At 43.7% G+C, this 24225-nt stretch carries 20 protein-coding genes and 2 pseudogenes; 13 read left to right on the top strand and 9 right to left on the bottom strand.

Annotation, left to right across the window (positions count from 1 at the left end; genetic code table 11):
- Positions 1-36 precede the first annotated feature (36 nt).
- Together DXB83_RS06610 and DXB83_RS06600 are read right to left on the bottom strand one after the other, a co-directional pair.
- Positions 37-1005 carry a hypothetical protein gene (locus tag DXB83_RS06610; protein ID WP_118697369.1) on the bottom strand — a complete coding sequence of 323 codons (969 nt, stop codon included), beginning with the start codon at positions 1003-1005 and terminating at the stop codon, positions 37-39.
- A gap of 641 nt (positions 1006-1646) precedes the next feature.
- Positions 1647-2402 (bottom strand): hypothetical protein, encoded by a 756-nt coding sequence (locus DXB83_RS06600; protein WP_117865375.1) that lies wholly within the window; start codon positions 2400-2402, stop codon positions 1647-1649.
- Positions 2403-2899: 497 nt separating this feature from the next.
- On the opposite strand from DXB83_RS06600, the gene DXB83_RS06595 reads away from it, so the two are divergent.
- From DXB83_RS06595 to DXB83_RS06555, 8 genes and pseudogenes are all read left to right on the top strand, one after another.
- Complete coding sequence (locus DXB83_RS06595; protein WP_118697368.1) at positions 2900-5023, top strand: ATP-binding protein; 2124 nt, start codon at positions 2900-2902, stop codon at positions 5021-5023.
- Between the two features lie 129 nt (positions 5024-5152).
- Positions 5153-7984: a transporter substrate-binding domain-containing protein gene (locus DXB83_RS06590; RefSeq protein ID WP_118697367.1), complete on the top strand. Its 2832-nt coding sequence runs from the start codon at positions 5153-5155 to the stop codon at positions 7982-7984.
- Between the two features lie 57 nt (positions 7985-8041).
- On the top strand, positions 8042-8275 hold the full coding sequence (locus DXB83_RS06585) for an Hpt domain-containing protein (RefSeq protein ID WP_238061014.1): 234 nt from the start codon (positions 8042-8044) through the stop codon (positions 8273-8275).
- Positions 8276-8591: 316 nt separating this feature from the next.
- A pseudogene (gene wecB / locus DXB83_RS06575) lies at positions 8592-9209 on the top strand (non-hydrolyzing UDP-N-acetylglucosamine 2-epimerase); the annotation flags it as partial.
- Positions 9210-9423: 214 nt separating this feature from the next.
- A complete protein-coding gene (locus tag DXB83_RS06570; RefSeq protein WP_147343060.1) occupies positions 9424-10350 on the top strand; it encodes a hypothetical protein in 927 nt (308 codons plus the stop codon).
- A gap of 94 nt (positions 10351-10444) precedes the next feature.
- Entirely contained in the window at positions 10445-11134 is a 690-nt protein-coding gene (locus DXB83_RS17365; protein WP_173815309.1) for a response regulator, read from the top strand.
- 27 nt (positions 11135-11161) lie between these two features.
- On the top strand, positions 11162-12007 hold the full coding sequence (locus DXB83_RS06560) for a LicD family protein (RefSeq protein ID WP_022461471.1): 846 nt from the start codon (positions 11162-11164) through the stop codon (positions 12005-12007).
- Between the two features lie 31 nt (positions 12008-12038).
- Complete coding sequence (locus tag DXB83_RS06555) at positions 12039-13214, top strand: glycosyltransferase (RefSeq protein WP_117760761.1); 1176 nt, start codon at positions 12039-12041, stop codon at positions 13212-13214.
- Positions 13215-13277: 63 nt separating this feature from the next.
- Here the strand turns inward: DXB83_RS06555 and DXB83_RS16860 are convergent, their stop codons facing one another.
- The 3 genes and pseudogenes from DXB83_RS16860 to DXB83_RS06545 form a co-directional block, all read right to left on the bottom strand.
- A complete protein-coding gene (locus tag DXB83_RS16860) occupies positions 13278-13496 on the bottom strand; it encodes a hypothetical protein (protein ID WP_243001861.1) in 219 nt (72 codons plus the stop codon).
- A pseudogene (locus tag DXB83_RS17260) lies at positions 13493-13798 on the bottom strand (GGDEF domain-containing protein); the annotation flags it as partial. The gene DXB83_RS16860 and the pseudogene DXB83_RS17260, both read right to left, overlap by 4 nt.
- Positions 13799-13977: 179 nt before the next feature.
- On the bottom strand, positions 13978-14727 hold the full coding sequence (locus tag DXB83_RS06545; RefSeq protein WP_243108865.1) for a transposase: 750 nt from the start codon (positions 14725-14727) through the stop codon (positions 13978-13980).
- 173 nt (positions 14728-14900) lie between these two features.
- Here DXB83_RS06545 and DXB83_RS06540 point away from each other — a divergent pair, with 173 nt between their 5' ends.
- The 5 genes from DXB83_RS06540 (at position 14901) to DXB83_RS06520 (ending at position 17412) form a co-directional block, all read left to right on the top strand.
- Positions 14901-15182 (top strand): hypothetical protein, encoded by a 282-nt coding sequence (locus tag DXB83_RS06540; RefSeq protein ID WP_118697365.1) that lies wholly within the window; start codon positions 14901-14903, stop codon positions 15180-15182.
- A gap of 21 nt (positions 15183-15203) precedes the next feature.
- On the top strand, positions 15204-15419 hold the full coding sequence (locus DXB83_RS06535; RefSeq protein ID WP_118697364.1) for a DUF4118 domain-containing protein: 216 nt from the start codon (positions 15204-15206) through the stop codon (positions 15417-15419).
- Positions 15420-15550: 131 nt separating this feature from the next.
- Complete coding sequence (locus DXB83_RS06530) at positions 15551-15859, top strand: sensor histidine kinase (protein WP_243037626.1); 309 nt, start codon at positions 15551-15553, stop codon at positions 15857-15859.
- Complete coding sequence (locus tag DXB83_RS06525) at positions 15852-16553, top strand: response regulator (RefSeq protein ID WP_022461465.1); 702 nt, start codon at positions 15852-15854, stop codon at positions 16551-16553. The genes DXB83_RS06530 and DXB83_RS06525 overlap by 8 nt, the downstream gene beginning before the upstream one ends.
- Positions 16554-16635: 82 nt before the next feature.
- Complete coding sequence (locus DXB83_RS06520; RefSeq protein ID WP_118595151.1) at positions 16636-17412, top strand: GTP pyrophosphokinase; 777 nt, start codon at positions 16636-16638, stop codon at positions 17410-17412.
- A 326-nt stretch (positions 17413-17738) separates the two neighbouring features.
- Here the strand turns inward: DXB83_RS06520 and DXB83_RS06515 are convergent, their stop codons facing one another.
- The 4 genes from DXB83_RS06515 to DXB83_RS06500 form a co-directional block, all read right to left on the bottom strand.
- The gene (locus tag DXB83_RS06515; RefSeq protein WP_118697363.1) at positions 17739-18692 is read right to left on the bottom strand and encodes a tRNA dihydrouridine synthase; all 954 of its coding nucleotides are present in this window, start codon (positions 18690-18692) and stop codon (positions 17739-17741) included.
- A gap of 229 nt (positions 18693-18921) precedes the next feature.
- The gene (gene bsh, locus DXB83_RS06510) at positions 18922-19896 is read right to left on the bottom strand and encodes a choloylglycine hydrolase (protein WP_055219508.1); all 975 of its coding nucleotides are present in this window, start codon (positions 19894-19896) and stop codon (positions 18922-18924) included.
- 270 nt (positions 19897-20166) lie between these two features.
- On the bottom strand, positions 20167-22239 hold the full coding sequence (locus tag DXB83_RS06505; protein ID WP_118697362.1) for an EAL domain-containing protein: 2073 nt from the start codon (positions 22237-22239) through the stop codon (positions 20167-20169).
- 364 nt (positions 22240-22603) lie between these two features.
- Positions 22604-24139, bottom strand: a complete 1536-nt coding sequence (locus DXB83_RS06500; RefSeq protein WP_118697361.1) for an aminotransferase class I/II-fold pyridoxal phosphate-dependent enzyme — start codon at positions 24137-24139, stop codon at positions 22604-22606.
- Positions 24140-24225: the final 86 nt, after the last annotated feature.

Raw genomic sequence — 24225 nt, 5'->3', positions numbered from 1 at the left:
TAAAAATCCGTATAGAAAAAGCAGTCAATCCTAAGACTAACTGCTCTGATTGCTATGAAGTGCTTGTATTTTCTTTACCACTTCTTGCCTATAATTTTCAATATCCAAAACTCTTTTTTTACCTGCTGTTAAATACATAATCGGTAAATCAATTTTTTCAAAATCATTCAACAATAATAACGGTTCTTCAAAAATGCAAAACGGTTGTCCTATTTGACAACTAGTGCTTTCTTGATAAATTCTAAAATCCTCAAATAAAAATTCATTTTGAGGAAGTGTAATATTTTTAACTTCTTCTCTATACAAGTATCTTGCAAAGTTATACAATCCAAATGCAAAAAAGGAAATTTTTCTTGTAAATGGATTTTCTCCATAATCTTTTGATTTTCTATGTGCTTTACAGAGATTAGCCAATTCCAATGAGAATTTTTCCCAATTTTTTTCTATTAGTGCAAGGAAACCGTTTATCACAGCTTTTTCTTCTGCTGTATGTTTATTTTGAAGAAATTCTTTACTTTCATCAATCACATATTGTTTCCACATAGGTTCTTGATAATACAGATACATCACTAAATTTGTGATACTGCATGCAGACTTTAACCCATTCTTACTAAGTCCGTTTTCTTTTGGAAATATTTTTTCAATGTCACGAAAGCAGTTTGCACAGAATATATGTGGTAAAATATTCCAAGCGTGAATGGAATGGTCGCAACCGCTGTTTGTTATTGTGAGTTGTCCCCATGTTACTGCCGAATTGAACGCATTATTTAAATAGCTCATATCCTTTTCTTGTAATGCTAAGTAACTTCCTAAATAAACAATCTTTTTTCCGAAATTTTCATGCAATAATTTCAGCCATATAATAATCTGTTCTTCTGGCTTTTTACTTTGACAGTATTTCGTATACTTCTTTAATCGCTCATCAATATATGCGTTCATGTTGGCATATCCAAACATTTTATCCACATTTTGTAAATATAGTTTGATAAGTTCCTTTTTTTCCATAGAGTACCTCGTTTCACTTATAAAATTTTGCTATTTGCTACATAAATGCTTTCAATCCCATTAGAATAAGTATAATAGCAATATATACACCCCACTTATCCCAATTATAAGTGTCATAATAAAATTGAAAACAATACAAACTTTCTTCTGATTTAAAGAAAAATGTTCAAATTTTTCAAGGTTGTATTGACGAATATAACTTTTAGTAATTATGGAATAAATTGAATAACCAATAGCAATGATACTTGAAATAATAGCAATAATATCAGTCATTTTACAATCCATATCTTCCCTCCTAAAAAGTTTGCATATCATTACCACAAAAATTAAAATATTATAATGTTTAAATTTATTGTTTTTCTTTTGTGAAATAGATACTTTTTATATCACATCTTATAAAATGCGGTTTTGCCTTGTAAATACAGCGTTTTCCGCCTGTTAGTGTATAGTGTCTTTTGTTTTTTGTGCCCCCCTTGTTAGATAACGGGGCTTAATCTTCGCTCGCCACAGGCTCGCTCACAGACGAAGTAAACCAGCCACTTGCAAGACATGGCAGAAAAATCTGAAAGATTTTCCTGCCACCGTGTCTGGATCACTCCGTCTGCCTAACTAATAATATAGTATTATGTAAAAATGTCATTTTATTTAGGTACATCTACCGAATAGCTTAAACAGTCACCTCTTTTGTTACTTTGTAAGTCATTGTAATACCATAGATACATGACTCTGTCATATACATTGATTTCAATTACACCGTCCGGTTTTTGTCCTTCTACTTCCAATGAATAGATTTCTTTATCATGTGCATAGCCGTAAACAAAACGCTTGCTTGGATAATCGGGGTTTAAGTCTTGTTGGAAATCACTTAATTTCAAAGAAGAGTGAATAAGCTCTGTAATATCATCTAACAAAATTCTATCTCGTTTCGTTGTAACCGGTGTAGCATTTATAAATGCGTATTGTGTATGCCCATTCTGTATCTGCTTTTTACAACGAGCCATTACTAAGCCTTGAATATCATCGTTATCATTTCCAGCCCGATAGAAAATCGTATCATATTTTTTGCCTTGCCATATATGCAAGGTTTCATCAACATGATTAAGAAAATCAGCAGGAACCGAAAGTTCCTCATTTTCAGCATTCAAAGTGGAAAGTTGAATAGCTTCTTCAATCGTGTCATAATATACAAGCTTGGCATTATTTTTATCATAATCATTTATCGTAAATTCCACGTATTCATTATCTTTATTTTCTTCTTCCGGAACATAAGTATAACGACCATTTTCAATATGGTCATCATATTCAACATCAACAAATAACCCAATCCCTATCAGAGCTACAAAAATCAAAGAAATCGCTCCAATTATGATTAACGTTATTTTCAAAAATTTTTTCATGGCATACACTTCCTTAATCACTTCAAGTTTATCTATTATTATTTATCATATTATATCATTAGAAAATTGAGTAGTCATCACTTTTCTAGTATCTGTCAGAATATTTTTTATTCCATAAATTATCAAGAGTGTAAACATTGCTACGCAACAAGCTCTTGACAATTCATGTCCTAAAAAATGATTAATAATCAAGCAGAAAAAGAATAGTTATACTGTATTACAGCAACAAAAAAGACATCTCATATTCTGTATGAAATGCCAATTTTGCCTTTATTTATGCTGTTTTCTCTGTCGTATCAAGGTTCTTTCATTCGTAGTAAATTAGTGGTAAAATTCTTTTATTTTTTGTTTCATATTGCTTAAAATCCCTGTGTTTATGCGGATAATTCGATTTTTACTCTTTTTTATACAAAAAGAAACTAAAACAGGCAATAATTGGTGGCTGCTAAAATATAAAAATGAAGTAGATAAAAACGCAGGTGTAAAGGAAATCGGTTATGTGGAAGAAAATTAAGTCAGCACAGGAACAAAAAAATACATTTAGGATAAAAAAAGAGTTATGGATTCCGGTATTTGTATTGATGATCGGTTTGGTTGTTCTGGTGAATATAGGCATTCGTGCGGATAGCAGTCAAAGGGATTTGATAAGGTCAAGAGCTGAATTAAACGCAGTAACGTATGCAGATCATATGAAGGCTGATATCGTGAGGGGAATTGATATTACAAATACTTTTGAACAGATTGTTATTAGTGAAAACGGAAAAATTTCCATGTTCTCGAAAGTTGCGGAGAATATGATGGCAGATTATGTCCAGAGTATTCAGATCGCACCAGACGGCGTAGTGACTGAGATTTATCCGGAAGACGGAAATAAGGCTGGAAAGATAGATCTTATTTATGATAAAGAACGAGGAAAGATATCTTGTTATGCCAGAGACAATGATGTGATAACCATGCAGGGACCATTTTCTTTGAAACAGGGTGGAACGGGGATTGCTGTAAGAAATCCGGTGTATGTGGAGCAGAAAAATGGCGAAAGGACATTTTGGGGATTTACAATTGTAATTATTCGTGTACCGGATATATTCGCTGATTCTATAAAGTCACTTACCGATTTTAGCTATGAATATAAGTTGTCTAAAAGTATTGCACCGTGGGATGAAACATACGAAGAAGTGTATGGCTCAGGTGTGGAAATGATTGATCCTGTCACATATACTTTCGAATTAGGTGACAGTCAATGGGTTCTGGAAGTGATGCCTGAAAACGGATGGAATAGCAATGAAAAGTTATATAGACTATGGGGCTGCGGTTTACTGATTGTTTTGCTTTTAACTGGATTTGTTTTTATGATTATGTTACTGCACAGGACACAGGAATCGGAAAACACAGTAGTGAAATTAAATAAAAAACTGCAGAAAGCATTGGAGCAGGCGAAAACAGCCAGTGTTGAAAAATCTAATTTTCTGTTTAATATGTCACATGATATACGTACTCCTATGAATGCAGTTATTGGTATGACGTCATTAATAAGACATGATGCAGGAAATAAAGATAAAGTAATAGAGTATGCAGATAAAATAGATGTTTCATCCCAGCATCTGTTAGGGATTATTAATGATATTCTGGATATGAGCAAAATTGAGGCAGGAAAAACAGTTTTTAAATACGATGATTTCTCTATTCTGAATTTTATACAGGAAATCAATAATCTATTTCATTCACAGATAGATGAAAAGAAACAGATTCTTACAACAAAGAAAAATATCCGACATGAGTGGGTGAACGGGGATCAGCTTCACCTGATGCAGATTTTCAACAACCTGCTTTCTAATGCAGTGAAGTACACGCAGGAAGGTGGAGAAATTCAGTTTCTGGTAGAAGAATGTGAAACAAATTCATCCGTCTATGCAAAGTACCGTTTCTTAGTCAGGGATAATGGAATAGGAATGTCAGCAGATTTCAAAGATAAAATCTTTGATGCTTTTACCCGTGCCGAAAATTCTGTGACGAATAAGATCCAGGGAACCGGTCTTGGAATGGCTATTACCAGAAATCTGGTTGAAGCAATGGGAGGTACCATTGATGTGGAGAGTGAACTGGGACAGGGAAGTTGTTTTGAGGTTCTCATAGAGCTGAGAATTGCAGAGGATAGAACAGTTGCTCTGGCGGCACAAGAAGACACAGATGAGCAGGATGGTAATATTCTGCAGGGAATGAGGTTCCTGTGTGCAGAGGATAATGAGCTGAATGCTGAGATCCTGACGGAACTGTTAAAGATTGAAGGTGCAGAATGTACCATCTGTGAAAATGGTGAAGAGGTTTTGAAAGCATTTGAACAGTCTGCTCCGGGGGATTATGACATGATCCTGATGGATGTGCAGATGCCTGTTATGAATGGTTATGAGGCAACAAAGGCAATCCGCAGAAGCTCCCATGAACTGGCAAAGACGATTCCGATCATTGCCATGACTGCGAATGCATTTTCCGAGGATATTCAACATTCCCTGGCAGCTGGTATGAATGCACACGTTTCAAAACCAGTTGAGATGAAAGTACTGGAAAAGACAATCAGAAGCATAAAATCCGGCGGGGGGGGGCACCGAACCGCAGGGCATTGAACAGTGACAAATGGTTTTGATACAGTAGTGTAATTTTATTAAATCAGAAGGTTGACAAAGAGATGTATAGAGAAATATATTTGACAGACAGACAGACAGACAGACAGACAGACAGACAGGAGATTTAATATGATTTCGAGAGCAAAGAAATATGTGGCAGTATTACTGGCTTTTGTATGCGTGTGTATGATATTTTCTCCCCAGACTGCATATGCAGCCGAGGACAGTTCGCAGCATGAAACTGTCAAAGTCGGTTTCTTTGCCATGGATGGTTATCATGTGATGGATGAAGAAGGCAACCGCAGTGGGTATGGCTATGATTTTCTTCGGCTGATGGCCCGTTATTGGGATGTAGATTACGAATATGTCGGATATGATAAGAGCTGGGATGATATGCAGCAGATGCTTGAAGATGGCGAGATTGACATGGTAACATCTGCCCGCAAAACACCGGACAGAGAAGAAAAGTTTGATTTTTCACGTCCGATCGGAACCAATTATGGGATGCTGACCGTCCGCAGTGACAACAGCACGATTGTGGACGGCGATTACAGCACTTACAACGGTATGCGTGTGGCGCTTTTGAACGGAAACACCCGGAATGAAGAGTTTGCGGATTTTGCAGACAACAAAGGATTTACATATGTTCCATCTTATTTTGATACGACCGCAGAGATGGAGGAAGCCCTTCAGAGCGAAAAAGTTGATGCGATTGTTACCAGTTCTCTGAGAAAAACAAACAATGAGCGAATCGTGGATAAATTTGGCAGCAGCGATTTCTATGTCATTGTTAAAAAGGGCAATACAGAATTGCTGAATGAGATCAATTATGCGATCGATCAGATGAATGCGGTTGAGGGGGACTGGAAAACGACGCTTTACAATAAAAATTATGAAAGCATAGAAACTAAAAATCTGGAATATACGGAGCAAGAAAAAAGTATTATTGCACAATATTCCAAGGACAACCCGCTTCATGTTCTGTGTGATCCGACCCGTTATCCATATTCTTATAATGAAAATGGTGAGATGAAGGGTATTATCCCGGATTACTTCCGGAAAATTGCAGACTATGCCGGGATTTCCTATGAGTTTCTTACACCTGCTACCAGAGATGAGTATATTGCTTATCAGAAAAATACGGAAACCACAGATATGAGTATCGATGCACGCCTGGAAACAGATAACTATGCTGAGACGAAAAAATGGGGGCTTACTGCACCTTTCATTACAATGCAGCTGGCAAGGGTGACACGGCGTGACTTTGATGGAAAAATCAATGTTGTTACTACGGTTGACCAGACAGCATCAAATTCCATTGAAGATGCAATGGCACCAGGCGCAGAAAAACTGATGTGCAGTACCCGACAGGAAATGATGGAGGCTGTCCGTAAGGGAAAAGCCGATGCTGCCTTCGTCTACTATTACATGGCACAGGCGTTTGTGAATAGTGACACCACAGGCACCCTGACATATACTTTGCTGGAACAGCCTACATACACCTACCGCATGGTAATATCATCAACAGAGAATCATGCACTGGCTGGCATCCTGACGAAAGCAATGTATGCCATGCCCCAAAATCTTGTCGAAGATATAGCAGCACGGTATACCACATACAAAGCAGCAGATCTGACATTTGTTGACTGGATCCGTCTGCATCCTGTTGTTACTGTTTGGGTTCTTCTTATTTTCGGATGGCTGCTGACTACTATGGCTGTGATAGCAATGCGTCTCAGTGCAAGAAAAAAAACTCAGAAGGCAGCCCAGGAGACGGCTGAGAAAATGGCGGAACTGGCAGAGCATGCGCAGGCTGCAAACAAGGCAAAAACAGCATTTCTGTCACATATGTCCCATGATATGAGAACACCGATGAATGCAATCATGGGATTTACCGGTATTGCAATGAAAAAAAATCCTTCAGACGAAGTGAAAAATTGTCTGGAAAAGATTGATGAAAGTTCAGAGTATTTACTGTCGCTGATCAATGATGTATTAGATCTGACTCGCGTGGAAAGTGGAAAAGTGAAATACAATCCGGTACCGGCAGATTTGAAAAGTATCACAGATTCTGCACTGGATATTACAAAAGGTTTTCTTACGAACAGGGATATCAGCTTTAAGATCCAGCGTGAAGAAGCAAAGATCCCAAATGTACTTGTGGATCCTGTACGTCTGCGAGATGTGCTGGTTAATATTCTGAGCAATGCCGTGAAGTTCACTCCGGATGGAGGGACGATTACATTTGAAACCCGGTGTCAGGAAAAGGGCGGGGATGGATATATAAATATGCATTACCGCATTTCGGATACTGGTATTGGCATGAGTGAGGAATTTACAAAAGAAGTTTTTGAGGAATTTGCACAGGAAGATTCCGATGTGAGAACGCAGTACCATGGAGCGGGACTGGGGATGGCTATCGTAAAGAAGTATGTAGATATGATGGGTGGAACCATTTCCGTGCAGAGTAAAAAGCATGAGGGAACCACATTTACTGTGGATATTCCTTTGGAAATTACAGATAAGGAATGTAATAAGTCAGACACAGGTTTTTCTGAAAAGGTAAATCTTACAGGTGTGAATGTTCTTATTGCAGAGGATAATGAACTGAATGCAGAGATTGCTGCCGTGCAGTTGGAAGAGTTCGGGATGAATGTAGAAAGAGCTGTGGATGGAAAGAATGCTGTTGAGATTTTCAGAAATCATCCGGAAGGCACATTTGATGTAATCCTGATGGATATCATGATGCCTGAAATGAATGGTTATGAAGCGACAAAAGCAATCAGGGCAATGAATGACAGACCGGATGGAAAAAACATTCCTATTATAGCAATGACAGCCAATTCATTTGCAGAAGATGTTCAGGCATCACTGGATGCAGGAATGAACGCACATTTGTCAAAGCCGATTGTGATTGAGGAAGTTATAAAAACGATTTTAAGGTATGTTCATAATGATTAGTAATGATTAGCAGAGGTTCATGAATTAGTGGAATACAATTGACAGGAGGGCTAAAAGATGACAATGCAGGAGTGCTATAAAGCTATCGGAGGAAATTATGAGGCTGTTTTGGGACGCCTTCACAGCGAAGCACTGATTCAGAGATTTACATTAAAGTTCCTTGAAGACCAGAGTTATCTACAGTTAAAACAGGCATTGGAAAATAAAAATTATGAAGATGCTTTCCGCAGTGCGCACACATTGAAAGGGGTGTGTCAGAATCTTTCCTTTGACCGTCTGTTAGTAAATTGACACAAGTTGGCTGTAGAGTATAATTATAGTAAAAGTACAGCAGAAGCTGTCGCAAAGATATTTATAAAAATGTTGTGGGGGTATTGAACATTAATGAATGTAAAATTAAAATCAGCAAGCAAGCAAGCAAGCAAGCAAGCAAGCAAGCAAGCAAGCAAGCAAGCAAGCAAGCAAGCAAGCAACTGTAGCCCGGAGGGTGGGAGAAAGATGAAGAAGTGCAAATTAGTACAGAATATAAGAAATTTCAAATCTTGTTATTTTATATTTTGCACAATGATATGTTTAGTTGTTTTTCCTGTTTCCACATCTGCCCAAGAAAGATCCAGAGCGGATCTTTATCACAGGAAATACAGGAATTGATGCTTTGCACTATACGGTGCGAAGTGATTTTTATCATCCGGAAACAGAATGGGCAAAAGGCAGCAGACTGATTGCTGTAACAGCACACAGAAGGGAGAATCTGGGAGAGCCCATGCGTGATATGTTCCGGGCTATACGCAGGATCGTGGAAGAATTTACAGATGTGAAGGTTATTTATCCTGTACATTTGAATCCGCAGGTCAGGAAGATCGCAGATGAGGAATTTGGTGGATGCGAGAGAATACACCTGATCGAACCAATGGATGTGGTGGAATTCCATAACCTGATGAAAGCCAGTTATCTGATCATGACAGACAGCGGCGGAATTCAGGAAGAAGCTCCTGCACTGGGAAAACCGGTACTGGTCATGCGGGATACAACAGAGCGTCCGGAAGGTGTGGAAGCAGGAACCTTAAAGCTTGTAGGCACGAAGATGGAGGATATTTACAGAGAATGCAGGCGGCTTCTTACAGAGCCGGAGACATACAGAAAAATGAGTGAGGCTAGAAACCCTTATGGTGATGGGACTGCAAGTATCAAAATCAGAAAAATCCTGGAGGATATAGATGCATAAGCATAAACAGAGCCAATGCAAAAGAAAAGTGAAACATCGAAAGAACTTGATGGGACTTATTATATTTTGCATAACTGTGTGCATTGTGTTTATGTTTGCTTATTATCAGAACCTGAGAAAAGAAATATCTGTCCGGCAGGAATGGCTGGAAACCGTCCTGACCAGAGAAAAAAAGTGGATCCTTGAGAATCAGGGCCCTGAAGGCGAAATCTATATGAATGGAAGTAAAGCCGGAGATGTTAATCCATACTTTGCATGTATGGCTGCACTGGGGCTTCTGGCAGAAACAAAGAATTGCCCCATGACTGAAACAGAGCAAAAAGCTGTTGGCAGGTATCTGGACTGGCATACTGGGGTTTTGCTGGAAACAGATGGAAAAATGGGAATCTACAGGAAAGAGGGTGGGGAACTTATTTATAAAGAAAAGGCTGATTCCGAAGACGGATATCTTGGTATGTACCTTTTTCTTATGGGAAAATATCTGGAAAAGACAGAAAGTACAGACCTGCCGGAATCCTGGAAAAATGGAATCAGCCTTGCATTAAAAAAGATTCAAAGCCTGATGCAGGATGGAATTACACAGGTTTCAGAAGAAAACACAACAGTTTATCTGATGGATAATCTGGAAGTGTGGAAAGGCCTGTATGAATTGGAACTTGCAGGACTGGAAGATACGCAGGCGATCAGTGAAATTCGTAAAAAGATACAGAAACAGATAGAAAAGATATTCTGGGATGATGCGAATCAAAGATGGAGAATTATCGGAAACAGTGATCGGTATCATCAGACAGAATTTTATCCGGATGGTGTTGCTCAGATTTATCCGCTGATTTATGAATTTCCGGTAAAAGAGAAGAAAAAGCAAAAGGTATTATATGATCAGTTTACGGAAAGATTTCAGTGGCAGAAACTGAATAAAAAAAGAACTGGCTTTTTGTGGGCAATGACAGGAATGGCTGCTGCGCAGATGAGGGATATCAATAACCTTGTGGAATTAGTAGGAAATTATGAAACAGAATATTGTAAGAAACGAAAATATCCGCTATATACAGGCGAAGCAGGATGGATATGCATGGAATGCGAGAAATTGTATGGATTATATGAAAGAAAAATAAAAACAGCATTTATACCATGTATATGATCTTGTGCAGAGTGAATAAACGAATACTATCGCAATTTTCAAAAATAGTGCCTGTCAAAACAGCATATTTGCAATATGCAGTTTGCGGATGTTGATGAAGCCCAAAGAACCCGAATCTGATTGTAATCAAGTAAAACGCCGGTTGTGTGAATTTCTGAAAAAACGTGAGGAAGAATTAAGCTCCACGCATGAAAACCTCCAGTTTATTGCCGTGAACCAGGAAGGATACTATTATTCCGATGAGGGTCTGCAGGGCGTGTGGTACAGATCTAAAGATCTGCAGGATGCGGATATCAAAAGCTTTCTGACATCGGACTGGATCACCAATGAAAACCAGATGGTATTTGCCAGAAAACTGCAGAGCCAGCTGGTGGTCGACGGCAGTATCATCACACACTTTATTCTGATCCGTTCGATGGAGGAGATGGCACCGTATTTCAGAAGCAGTGCATTCAGCAACCAGAGCACGACGTATGTGGTGGACAGCAACGGAACGAAGATGTTCGAGGATACCGCTGTCGAGGAGCTGAGGATTCTGGCAGTAATTCTGCTTCTGATCCTGGCATCGGTTCTCTTTGTGACGAAATTCCGGAACAGCAGCCACCCGCTGGCAAAGAAAATCCCGATTCTTGCGATGACAGCCAACGCATTTTCAGAAGATGTGCAGAATGCCTTCAATGCGGGCATGAACGCACACATAGTAAAACCGGTGGATATGAAGGTACTGATAAAAACAGTGCGGAATCTTCAGACGGGCGCCGGAGCGGCAGGAACTTTAAATTGAAAAAATCCGGCAGAGTGTTTATAATGGATGGGAAAAACAAAACAGAAAGGCAATGCCGTTATGCGTAAAATTACAGAATTAAAAGAAAAACAGGAGATTGCGCTTGGAATATTACTGTATCTGGATGAAGTCTGCCGGAAACATCACCTGATCTATTTTGCAGCAGATGGAACGCTGCTCGGGCTGATCCGGCATCAGGGGTTCATTCCGTGGGATGATGATGTGGATGTCTGGATGCCGAGAGCGGATTATGAAAAACTGGAACAGATTGTAAACAGCGAAACGGATACACCGTACCGCGTCATGAATTTTCATAATACAAAGGGTTTCACACTGGCATACGGAAAGCTGGTACACACCGGAACGAGTCTTGTGGAGCACGTGGCAGGAGCTGTGGATACCGGTCTTTTCGTCGACATTTTCCCGTTTGACGGACTGCCGGAAAAAGATACACCGGAGTACGACCGTCACTGGAAAAAGCTGCTGTTTCTGGAAAGCCAGCGGATGAATGCATTCCGCACCTACCGCCAAACCTTAAAAGGAAACAAAGGAAGCTTCGCAAAATGGTGCAAATGGGCGATCCGGAAATGCTATGGAAAAGAGCGGATTCTGCGCGAGATGGAAAAAGAGTGCAGAAAGTACCGCGCGGAGGACTCAAAGTGGGTGGCCTGCCAGTGCGGCGGTTACCGCAAGTCGGACGCGATTCCCAAAACAGCGATCGAAGAGATCGTGCGCCTTCCGTTTGAAGGCCATCTGATCAATGCCCCGGCGGGATATGAGACGTATCTTCACACCCTGTACGGCGATTACCATCAGCTTCCGCCGGAGGATCAGCGTCATCCTGCGCATGTGGGAGATGCCTACTGGCGTTAGAACAGAGAAAAAAGCAGATGAGAGGTAAGCAATGAGTAAAATACTGGTGCTGGGACGTACCATGGACATGGGCGGAACGGAAGTTGCCATGGCAGCGCTGCTGCAGAAACTGGTGGAGAAAAAAGAAGATGTAACGCTTCTTCTGGTCGAAAAAAGAGGCGTTCTGCTGGAGCGGATTCCGAAGGAAGTGGAAGTGCGCCAGATGATCTGGAACAAAAAGCCGCATCCGGCTTTGGAACGGATTGTGGGAAAACGGGAGACACCGGCAGAACGGTCTTTCTATGCCAGAGGAATGGGCGTATTTCTGATGCGCGTCGTGTATGGAAAGAAACGGTATGGAAAACTGTATGAACGGATTCTGGAGTGTGTGGAGCCGGAAACAAAACAATACGATCTTGTTTTCGACTTTTTCGGATTCGGTGCGTTCACAACCGCATTCGGAGCCAGAAAGACGAATGCGCGGAAAAAAGCGGTCTGGTTCCACGGAGAAAATCTCTGGTGGCTGTTCCGGACCAGGGACTTTATTCCGGAGTATGATAAAATTTACTGTGTTTCCGAGCCTGTCCGAAAACAGGTCATTGCCCGTTTTCCGGAACTCGCGGACCGGACAGAGGTTCTGCTGAATTTCATTGACATCAAACAGGTGCAGAGACGGAGTGAGGAGCCGCTTAGCGATCCGCAGTACACAGGAGAGCTGAAATTTCTGACGGTGGGAAGAGCTTCGGAAGAAAAAGGATATGATATTGCGGTGCAGATTACGGCGGAGCTGAAAAAACGGGGACTTCGCTTCAAATGGTTCATCATCGGTGATGGAAGAGATCTGAACAAGCTGCGGACCATGGCAAAGGAATATCAGGTGGAGCAGGAAATTATTTTTCTCGGAATGCGCGAAAATCCTGCGCCGTACGTAAAATCCTGCGACCTGTATCTCCAGCCGTCCCGTCACGAAGGCTATCCGATTACGATTGTAGAGGCGAGAAGCCTGCAGAAGGTCATCATCGCTTCCGATATTCCGTCCATGCGCGAGCAGATCCGGGATGGGGAAAACGGATATCTCTGTCCGCTGGATGTGATGCAGTTTGCCGATAAAATCCAGAAAGTGCTGGCAGATCAGGAAGGACGCGATGCGGTCAGAAAGAAGCTGCGGGAGGAACCCATTGATTTTTCAGCGGGATATGCGCAGATAGAAGCGTTTGCAAAAAAATAAAAGAGAAACAGCAAGAAAAAACGCCAGAACCGGCGATAAGATATTTCCGGTTCCGGCGTTTCTTTAGTCCTGGCGTCCCTGCTTGTTTTCATACATATATTTATCTGCTTTGTCAAACAGCGTGTGGAGCGTACATTCGTTGTAATCGGTGGAAAGTGCCAAGCGGTGGGAATAGCTGATGCGGAACTGGGTTCCGTAGCTGTTGAACTGTTCGACTTCGTTCTGAAGCTCTGTGAGGATTTCTGTGATGCTTTCGCGGGTTGCATCATAGATGACCGCCATAATTCATCGCCGCCGTATCTTCCTACGAAATGCTTCGCGGGAATCGAGTTTCGCAGCAGCCGGGCAAAGTTCAGAATCAGCTGGTCGCCAATGGAGTGGCCGAGGCTGTCGTTGACGCGTTTCAGGTTGTTCATGTCAAAGACGATACAGGCGGTAGGAGTTTTGATGAATTCCACATTGTGGAACAGCTCTTCGCACTTGCTCTTGTTCGGCAGTCCCGTGTGAAGGTCGATGTAGGCTTTCTGTTCCAGCTGGCGGTTGGCACGGGAAACTTTGACTGCGGCAACCGTTTCATCTGCCATCTGGAAATACGTCTCGCTCATGTCTACCAGATCCGCCGTTCCGTTTTCTCCGGATCTGACCTTCTGAATTTCATTTTTCAGTTTATCCCAGCAGGCAATCTGGACATCCAGTTTTTTCTGATAATCCTTGTCGGAAAGACTCACGAGATCGTAGTGGCCGTCCTCGTATTTCAGTCCGCTTAAGATATCGTCCAGGTAAGGTCTATCTCAAATCCGGAAAGATCCCAGACTTCAATACTCTTTTTTCCCTTCCTGAAGCTCCTTTTTCTCCCCTCGTCCCGCTGAAACATGCTTTCTGCATCCTGAAACAGAAGCCTTCTTTCATCTTTCAGACGGATTACCGTTTCTAAACCGCATTCCTTCAAAGTATTGATAAACAGGGCATTCAGGTACAGTGCATCTGCCACAATCACATCTGCGAAATGACCATGCCTTTTCTTTAAATGCCGGATGAGCCTTTTCGCTCCTGTCAGTTCCCCTTCATCTTTTTCTGAACCATCTCTGGGTTTCAGCATTTCCTGCCCAAAGATCACATGCGGCGATTTTCCTACCGTCATACATACCACACTTCGATGAAAGTATTTTGTCTTCCCCGTCCCGTTCTTCCGGCTCAGGCAGTCTGGACAGGACTTTTTTGTACTGCTGAATAATTCCACCCCATCAATACCTGCCGCAACATATCCGCCTATGGTTCCTTCCCGAAATACGCGGTTGCGTTTCAGAACATCAATCGTCTGCGCGTGAATTTTCTCGATTTCTTTTGGATCAATCCGGGAAAGAAGATCCCTGACTGCATCAACTTTTGGGATTTTTCCACGGATACAGTTTTTCAGTCGTTTCTCCATGCTTTCCGGCGCTGAAAAAATGGTGTGAAAACTTTCATACTGAAGCATCAGGAAAATCAGCACTGGCATAACGATATTAAACAACGGGATGGATTTTCTTTTTCTTTCATCGGATAAACCCTTGATTTTTTGTGAAATTTTGTATACACTTTTCATATAAGTTAGCAGTTTCTTCAATGCTAATTTTTCATTAAGGACACCTTCTTTCGTATGTTTGTGGGGTAACATAATTATACAATAAAAGGTGTCCTTTTTGAGTGTTTATCCGGACTGCGGCACAGATGGCCCGGGCATTTGGTGCTAATTTTACAGCACTGTATGTGCAGACCGCGGAACCGGCAGAGAAAACGCCGGAGGATCAGGCAAGGCTGCAGAAGCATATCCGCCTGGCAGAACAGAGCGGGGCGGAGATTGTAACGACGCACAGCGAGGACATTGCCCTGCAGATTGCAGAATATGCGAGAATTTCCGAAGTAACGCGGATTGTCATTGGAAAAAGCATGATGGATCAGGGATTTTTTCGAAAGAGAAGGGGATGAACCGAACGGCTGACCGATCTGGTGCCGGATTTGGAAATCCATATCATTCCGGATTCCAATATCATTACCATATATCTGGTCGGCGTTATGATGACGTCAATTCTGACCAGCGGTTATACCTGCAGCGTAATCAGTTCTGTGATCAGTGTAGTGCTGTTTAACTACTTCCTGACAGAACCTTCTTTTCAATACCAGCCAGCTTCTGCAGAAGGCAGAGGATGCGTCGGAGATTTTTGATATTACAGCGACAAAGCTTGTAAAACTGCTGGGAAGGGATCTGACGGCCGCACCGGCAGGGGCACAGGAGAGCAGAATTGTCCGCGGAACACTTTACAGCGCGCAGACAGGAGGAAAGACGGAAAAAATCTTTGACCCAAGGGAACAGGAAATCATTCAGTGGGTTCTCGACAGCCAGAAAAGAGGAGAAAAATATCTGGATCGCGGTGGAGGACAACGGCCCCGGGATTCCAAAAGAGTCCAGAGAGCATGTGTTTGAGATGTTCTATTCCGGGAAAAATAAAGTAAGCGACAGCCGCAGAAGCCTTGGCCTTGGACTGGCACTCTGCCGTTCGATTGTAAATGCGCACGGCGGGGAGATAGCACTTTATGACTGCGATCCACAGGGCTGCTGCTTTTGGTTTAACCTGCCGCTCAGTGAGGTGAATTTGAATGAATAAGACATTAATTCTGGTTGTGGAAGATGATACGCCGGTTCACAACCTGATTACTACGACGTTAAAAACACACGATTATAAGTATATTTCTGCAAAGAACGGTGCGGGTGCCATTATGGAGGCATCCACACATAATCCCGACATTGTTCTACTCGACCTTGGCCTGCCGGATATTGATGGCGTAGAGGTGATTGAAAAGATTCGAAGCTGGTCGAATATGCCGATTATCGTAATCAGTGCAAGAAGTGAGGACAGCGATAAAATCGAGGCATTGGACGCAGGAGCGGATGATTATCTGACGAAACCGTTTTCTGTGGAGGAACTGCTGGCCCGCCTTCGAGTCACACAGCGCCGTCTGTCCCAGATGCAGGCAGAAAATGGAGTCCAGTCGGCTGTCTTTGAAAACGGCGCACTGCGGATCGAGTACGCAGCGGGGTGCGCATATCTTGACGGAGAGGAACTTCATCTGACACCAATCGAATACAAGCTGCTCTGCCTGCTGTCGCAGAATGCAGGGAAGGTGCTGACGCATACGTTTATCACACAGAAAATCTGGGGAAGCAGCTGGGAGAACGATATCGCTTCTCTCCGTGTTTTCATGGCGACGCTTCGGAAAAAGCTGGAAAAGAACGGAGAGCAGACGCAGTATATCCAGACGCATATCGGGGTTGGCTACCGGATGCTGAAGGTAGAGTAAAAGAAGAAAAAATTTGACTTTACAGGCCTAAAATGATAGCATAAAGGACAGAGAACGCAGTTTTGGGAGGACGAAAAAACGGATGATGAAAAACCTCGAAGTACTGGAGGAAATTAGAAAACAGGGAAAAAATCTGATCGAGACAAAACGGGATGAGTTTGTAAAGCAGAATCTTTTATCGGATGAGTTTATTGAGATGATGCAGAAGAACAAAAAGCCGTTCGATCTTCTGATGTCGTATTATCAGTGCGCCATTATGGAAATCGAGACAAAGTTCCGCGTGCTGAATCAGGAATACTCGCTTTCCTATGACCAGAACCCGATCGAAGGAATCAAAACAAGGGTCAAATCGTATGAGAGCATTATGCGGAAAATCCGCGTGAAAGACATCCCGGTCACACTGGAATCTATTGAGGAAAATATCCGCGATATCGCCGGTGTGCGCGTGATCTGTTCTTTTCCAAGCGATATTTATAAGCTGGCAGACAGTTTTCTGAAACAGGATGACATTACGCTGATTGAGCGGAAGGACTATATTCAGCATCCGAAGGAGAGCGGCTACCGCAGTCTTCATCTGATCGTTCAGGTGCCGATCTTTTTACAGGATACAAAGAAACTGGTCTACGTGGAAGTACAGTTCCGTACGATCGCGATGGATTTCTGGGCGAGTCTGGAGCACAAGATGCGCTACAAGAAAAATATTCCCGAAAATCATGTCAAATATCTGCAGGATGAACTCTACGACTGCGCAAGACAGAGCGCGGAGCTGGATAACCGTATGCAGAATATCCGGAATCTGATTGCAGAGGAAGCAGAAGAGGAAGAGCGCGATACGCTTGCAATGCTGCCGATGAAATAGAGAACGGATTTGGGAGTTGGAGAAAAAGAGCATAAAAATACGCCGCAGGTCTAGTGATCAGATCTGCGGCGTATTTTTGCTCATGCTTCTTTCGAATAATGAATATGCTGCAATTTCCATTTCTCGTCCTCTTTGACGGCGACCTGTGTCTCGAGTCCGCGGATGCCGTACGAAGTGCCATCCTCACGGCGGATGCATTCGGTGTGGTAAGAGAAAAGGATGAGAGCTGTGTTTTCGTTGATCAGACGCGGTTCAATTTTATCTGTGCGGAACAGGATGGAAAAATCAAGCGAAGGTTCATAAGCGGCTTGCGCGGCTCGATTCGGTTAAAAAATCAGCTCCTGTTCCCGAAAGAGCGAATCAACGGCCTCTTCATACTCGGCAAGGCGATTTGCTTTTTTGATCTTTTTCAGATACTTCTGGGGATTCGTAAACGATGTTCCGAGGTAAATCCACAGTGCCTTTAATTTAAACAGCACATTTTTATCCCCGGAAATAACGCGCGCATAGCCGGCACAGAGATCTTCGCAGAATGCGCGCAGCAGCTCCTTATCTGCCGGAGCTAAATTTTCACTGCTGGCAGGATCTGTACTGCGCAGCATCCAGATCAACCAGGGGTTCTGCAGCACCCCGCGGCCGAGCATGACCTTTTCCGTCAAGGGAAAATCATGGCAGAGCTTCTGAAAATCAGCGGTTGAGAAAAGATCCCCATTGTAGCACAGCGAGTGGCGGCTCGTCTCATATGCTGTCCGATAACACTCCATGCGCGGCGTATATTTGTAGAAATCTTTCTGAATCCGCGGATGAATAATCAGCTCTTCCAGCGGATATTTGTCATAAATCGCAAGCAGCGTCTCCCACTCATCGGTGTCGGTTGTGCCAAGTCTTGTCTTGATGGAAATCCGGCAGTCGCAGGACGAAAAGATTTCATCGAGAAATGCATCGAGTGTATGCGGCCACGCAAGCAGTCCGGAGCCGCGCCGCTTGGCGACAACCGTGCCGGACGGACAGCCAAGGTTCAGATTGACGGTATCGTAGCCGTACTCCTTCAGTTCTTTTGTCAGAGAAAGAAAGTCCTCCGCCTGGTTTGTGAGAATCTGCGGGATCACCGTCATCCCTTCGTTATGCTCCGGGAGAATGTCATTGCGCTCGCGGGAGCTCATCTTTTTATTTGTAATAAATGGCGTGAAATAACGGTCAGCCGCCGGAAAATATTTGTGGTAGGCGCTCCGGTACACATATCCGGTCAGCCCTTCCATTGGGGCGAGATAAAATTGCATGATGATAAAATCCTTTCAAAAAAATCGGTTTTCCAATACGAAAAGTGTATCATAAAACTGCCGGAAGGGACAGAAAAAAATGAAAGTAAAATAATATCTACTAAACAAGTAAGAGGTTAAAAGAAGAAGCCGGTGCGACGTCTGTTTTACAATATGTGATGAGATGTAGAAAAAATCCGATACAGAATCTTTTTTGAGGGGTCCTCAAAGATTTCTGTACCGGATTTTTCTAATTCTGCATATGGATCTGCTCGCCCGTCACCGGCGCAAAGCAGCGAAGCGTTTCGCCATCGAGATTCTCGCGGTGCATATCAACCGCAGAAATCTGATGATTGTCATACGTCGTATAATAGTAAATTCCCTGCGTCGCATTGCAGCAGGAAGTATAGAGCGTGATCTCATACTTTCCGTCCGCCACCTCACAGCATCCTCTCTGCTGGTCAACAGAATTTAAAATATGGAAAAACTGGCTGACACTCTCCGTTTCGCTGTTTCCCGAGATCGAGTTCTGCTTTACAAACGCCACGCGTGCAAAGCGGGAAGCAGAAGAGAGGTCGCCCGGCAGTCCGAGGCCACCCATGCCGCGGCTGTACGTAGAAAGATCGAGCTGGTTGGAAAATGTGTTGGCCGGCTGTTTCGGTGACAGATGCAGGTAATTGTTCAGTGAGAACATCTGCATTGGAAACGGCGGATTGTTTGTCAGAACGCCGACCGGATTGTCGTAGACATGCAGACCGTCCGCCGTGGATTCCACGGTGATGGCACCCGATGCATCTGCGATGATCCAGTGAAGCTGTGCGAGCGGAAGATTCTTTTTAAAAGGTGTGCTGATGAGATTGATACGGGAGAGGGATTCTTTTGCTTCCGCAAGCGAAGCACATGTACCGAGAATCCACGGGATCAGCTCGAACTGCGCGATATTGTCTTTCTCCGGTTTCGGATCGAAATAAACGGCATTTCCTACAAAATTAAGGCCGGCGATACCAAGCCCTTTTTCATTGAACGCCTCATAATAGAGCGGGTAATCATCCATCACACACGCCATGCCGATCATTGCATAGTGATGGGAAAGGGACGGCATATGAAGAAAGGAAAACGGGTAATTGCGAGGTGTAACGGTGATCTGGTCGCCATAGGAAAATTCATAATCGAGTGTGCGGCCCATATAAAAGTCGCGTGTTTGATAGGTTGCTGCTGTACACATAGAAAAACTCCTTTCGATGGATGATTTGTCATTGCTATAAGGTATCATAGCACAGAAGCGGAGGAACGAACAGGAGAAAAATATGAAAAAAGTATAAAAAAGGATCCTTCAGAGTGGAGACAAAACCCTGCTTTTGCAGGGTTTGCTATGGATGTTTTTTGAGGGATGATTGCTCAGATACGCTCCGGGTCGCTGACCGGTACCTGTTTCGAAGCAGCAGATCAGACATAGATGCTGTGATTTGAAAGGATGCTGCAGGAAGAGGTGGAATTACGCAAGATGCTTCCGGAAGTGTTCTATGACAGCAACGGATTCTGCACTGACAGGTTTCGGAACAGCGGACGGTTTTGCAAGAAAATAGCCCTGCAGGAGATCAACATCCAGTTCCAGTACCTTCAAAAGTTCAGCTGGAGTTTCCAGACCCTCGGCAATGATTTTCATGCCTCTTTGATGTGCATAGGAAACAATATTTTCTACGATCTGCTGCTTGTCCGGATCGGAGTCGATATCGCGGATGATGGAAAGATCCAGCTTGATATACGCCGGTGCAAGCTCCAGAAGCGTTTTTTCATTGCTGTAGCCGCTGCCGTAGTCATCCAGGGCAAATACACCGGAAAATCCCGGCATCTCACGTTTTTTCAACAGAGCTGTAAGATCCTGTGAATCCTCCTCTGTGATCTCGATGACAATCCGATCCTGAAGAAAGCTGTATTGTTCGACGTAAGCCACTGACTCATCGTGATTCATGTATTGGCTTGCAATCGAATTGACAAAGAGAAGCTCATCACCGCGTATCTGATGGGTGGAGAGGAATGTGGCATAGGATTTTGCAGAGAGAAACATAGTCAGACGTTCTATTTCATGCAGGCACTCTTCCTCGTGAGCCAGCTGCAGGATCTGATCCGGACGAGTAAGTGCCGGGAGATTTCCGCGCATCAGCGCCTCGTAGGCGTAGATACTGCCGTCCGCAGCGGAAACAATTGGCTGGAAGTAATACGTAAACAGCTCTTCATTCAACATTTTATGGAACAGGCGGCGCATCTCGGTTTCCTTTGCGTTTTTTGTAAAAAGCTCCAGATCGAATTCGGTAATGTACCCTTTTTCTGCTTTCTTTACCTGGTACATTGCGAAATCCGCATATTTTTTCAGCGTAGACAGATCTGTACTGTTTTCCGGATACCAGGAAACTCCGCCGGAAAGGCGAAGGGGCAGTTTACGACCACTTGGCAGCTCCAGGGCTGTATTTGAAACCGCAAGGGAAAGATTCTGCAGAAGTGCTCGAATTTCTTCCTGCGATTGGTAGCCGTAGAACAGAAGATTAAATTCATCGCCGGAAATACGGGCACAGAGCGTTTTAGCCGGCACAGAGGAGATAAAACACTGTCCTGCCTGCCGGATATAGGCATCGCCCCAGTCGTGGCCGAAGGTGTCGTTGGTGCGTTTTAGATTGTCAAGGTCGATCATCAGAAGGGCAGCGTGACCGAGAACTTCCGAATGCTCAAAAAGAGCTTCACTTTCCCGTTGAAACGCGCGTCGATTGTAGAGACCGGTCAATGCATCGTAATCACGCTCGTGCTCTATACGCTGCCGTTCCAGCATAACGGAGGTAAAATCTTCGACAAGTCCGATCTGCGCATAGCCCTCGCGGGAGGTCTCCATACGGATGTAGCGGATTGTTCCGTCAGAAAATGAAATTTCATACACCTTAGAATGCCCGACCCATACGGTATGAGAATGTGTCTGGTCAAATTCACGCAGCATCTGCTGGAAATACCGGGTGGAAAGCCCGGAGACATCTTCAGATGGAAGGTTGAGCATGGGAAAAAAGTTCTTTGTGACATAGACCGTGTTGAGATCAAAACGCATCTCATAGCCACCCAGTTCAATACTTGCCATTTCCATGATACGCAGGAATTTTGTGGAGGTTGTCAGAATAATGTGGATACTGCCGTCATCGGAAAAGTCACCTTCTTCCAGGTAATTGGGAAGATAGGCAGCCTTTTCTTTCTCTGTAAGATAAGGGGAAAGATCAACGACCTGTCCCATCTGCTCAAGCGTATAGGCGGTATCGGCGTAGGCGGAAAAAATATTTGGCATGGCAAGGGCACCAACCCTTCCTTTGGCGGCATCGAGAACATTTTTTTCCAGGTCATTGATGCTGCCCTGACTGGAGGCTCCGACCGTAATATGCTCTTTTTTTCCGATCGTTGTATTGAATTCCTCAACAAGACGTTCAAAGGAAGCTAACTGATCTCCGTTGTAATACGTCCATACGGTCAGCGTAACGGGTTTGTCGGAGGCGCGGCATCCGCCAAGAAGCGATACAGCGAGAACAGAACTCAAAAGAAAGGTTGTGACTTGATTTGAAAGAATTATAACATAAAGGAACAGGAGCCGCAATCGAAATTAAGCCGTGGAACAGAAAAGTTGTTACAGTTCACTGGTTCCCAGCGAACTGTAACATTCGCAGCCCTCATTTAAAGTTTTGCTTCGCAAAAGGAGGGCTGCTCACGCCTGAATCACTTTCTTACGCAGCGAAACAGCAAGTGTTTCACTGCTGAGTGAACAGTAACGAAAAGTTACCTGTTGTTTGCCGGGTACCGGTGAAGTGTAATGCAGCAGGAAAGAATCCGGTAAAGGAAAAAAGCTCCGCCGGAAAAAAAGGTGGTATTTCCGGTGGAGCTCTGTGAAAAAAGTGATCAGAATTTTACTGATGATAATAAGAGAGAAAGTCGGTGATCTTTCCAACCGCATCCTTTAAAACTTCAATTCGCGGCAGGTAAACAACGCGGAAGTGATCCGGCTGTCCCCAGTTGAAGCCGCCGCCGTGGACAATCAGAAGTTTCTTGTCGCGCAGCAGATCGAGAGCAAATTTTTCATCGTTTGTAATATTGAACTTTTTGGTGTCAATTTTCGGGAACATGTAGAACGCAGCTTTTGGTTTGACTGCGGTGATACCCGGAATATCGCAGAATGCCTTGTAAACGTATTCGCGCTGCTCGTAAATCCGTCCGCCCGGAATGATGTAGTCGTTGACACTCTGGTGGCCGCCAAGAGCGGTCTGGACAACGGACTGTGCCGGAACATTGGAGCAGAGACGCATGTTGGAGAGCATTTTGAGCCCTTCAATATAGTCCTTTGCGATAGCTTTATTTCCACTTAAGATCATCCAGCCGATACGGAAGCCTGCGATCATGTGCGATTTGGAAAGACCACTGAAGGTGACACAGAACAGATCCGGTGCGAGGGATGCAATAGAAACATGCTCGAGACCGTCCATGACGAGCCGGTCATAAATTTCATCGGAAAAGATGATCAGCTGATGTTCTCTGGCAAGCTCGACAATCTGCTGCAGTACCTCTTTCGGATAGAGTGCACCGGTCGGGTTATTCGGATTGATGATAACAATCGCTTTTGTGCGGTCGGTGATCTTCTTTCGCATATCATCAATGTCCGGATACCATTCGGACTGTTCGTCGCAGATGTAGTGGACGGCTTTTCCGCCGGCCAGCGTTGCGCAGGCAGTCCAGAGAGGGTAATCCGGGGATGGGATGAGGATTTCATCCCCGTCATCCAGAAGAGCGGACATACAGAGGTTGATCAGCTCACTGACGCCGTTTCCTGTATAAATATCATCAATAGAAACATTTGGCAGTTTCTTTAACTGTGCGTATTGCATGATTGCTTTTCTTGCGGAGAAAAGTCCCTGGGAAGGAGAGTAGCCCTCACAGTCGGTAAGCTGATGACTCATGTCGTAGATGACCTCATCCGGGGTACGGAAACCAAAAGGAGCCGGATTTCCAATGTTCAGCTTCAGAACCTGCGTGCCGCACGCTTCCATGCGGTTTGCTTCTTCTACGACAGGTCCGCGGACATCATATAAGACATTGTCGAGTTTCGATGATTTTTTAAATTCTCGCATAGGGGAACCTCCTGTTTTTGTCTGGGAAAGGGAAGCGGCAGATGGATCAGAAAAGGATTCTGCCGGATCGGAAACCGTATCTGCCGTATAGTTTACTGTGGAATCTTTTGCAAGCAGCCAGTCGGGATCGACCTGGAGCACATCGGCCAGAAAGTGAAGAATGTCGGAGCGCGGAACCGTTTTTCCGCTGACATACTGGCTGACATGGCTTTTCCCAAGCTTCACACCGCGCCGCTGGGCCGCTCGGATCAAATCGACCTGCTTGAACTGTTTCGCCTGCATGGCTAGTTTCAGACGGTCGGAAAAGGTTTCGTTTGTCATAGAAAATCTCCTTAAGATAGAATACAAAATAAAAAAAAGTTCAAAACTGTGCTTATTGTAGCATGGACAAGAAAAAAGTTCAATAG

Source organism: Blautia sp. OM06-15AC (genome assembly GCF_003481425.1).
GTDB classification, from domain to species: Bacteria; Bacillota; Clostridia; order Lachnospirales; family Lachnospiraceae; genus Fusicatenibacter; species Fusicatenibacter saccharivorans.
The sequence above is the reverse complement of the archived record's forward strand: the minus strand, read 5'-3'. Positions and strand labels throughout refer to the sequence as shown.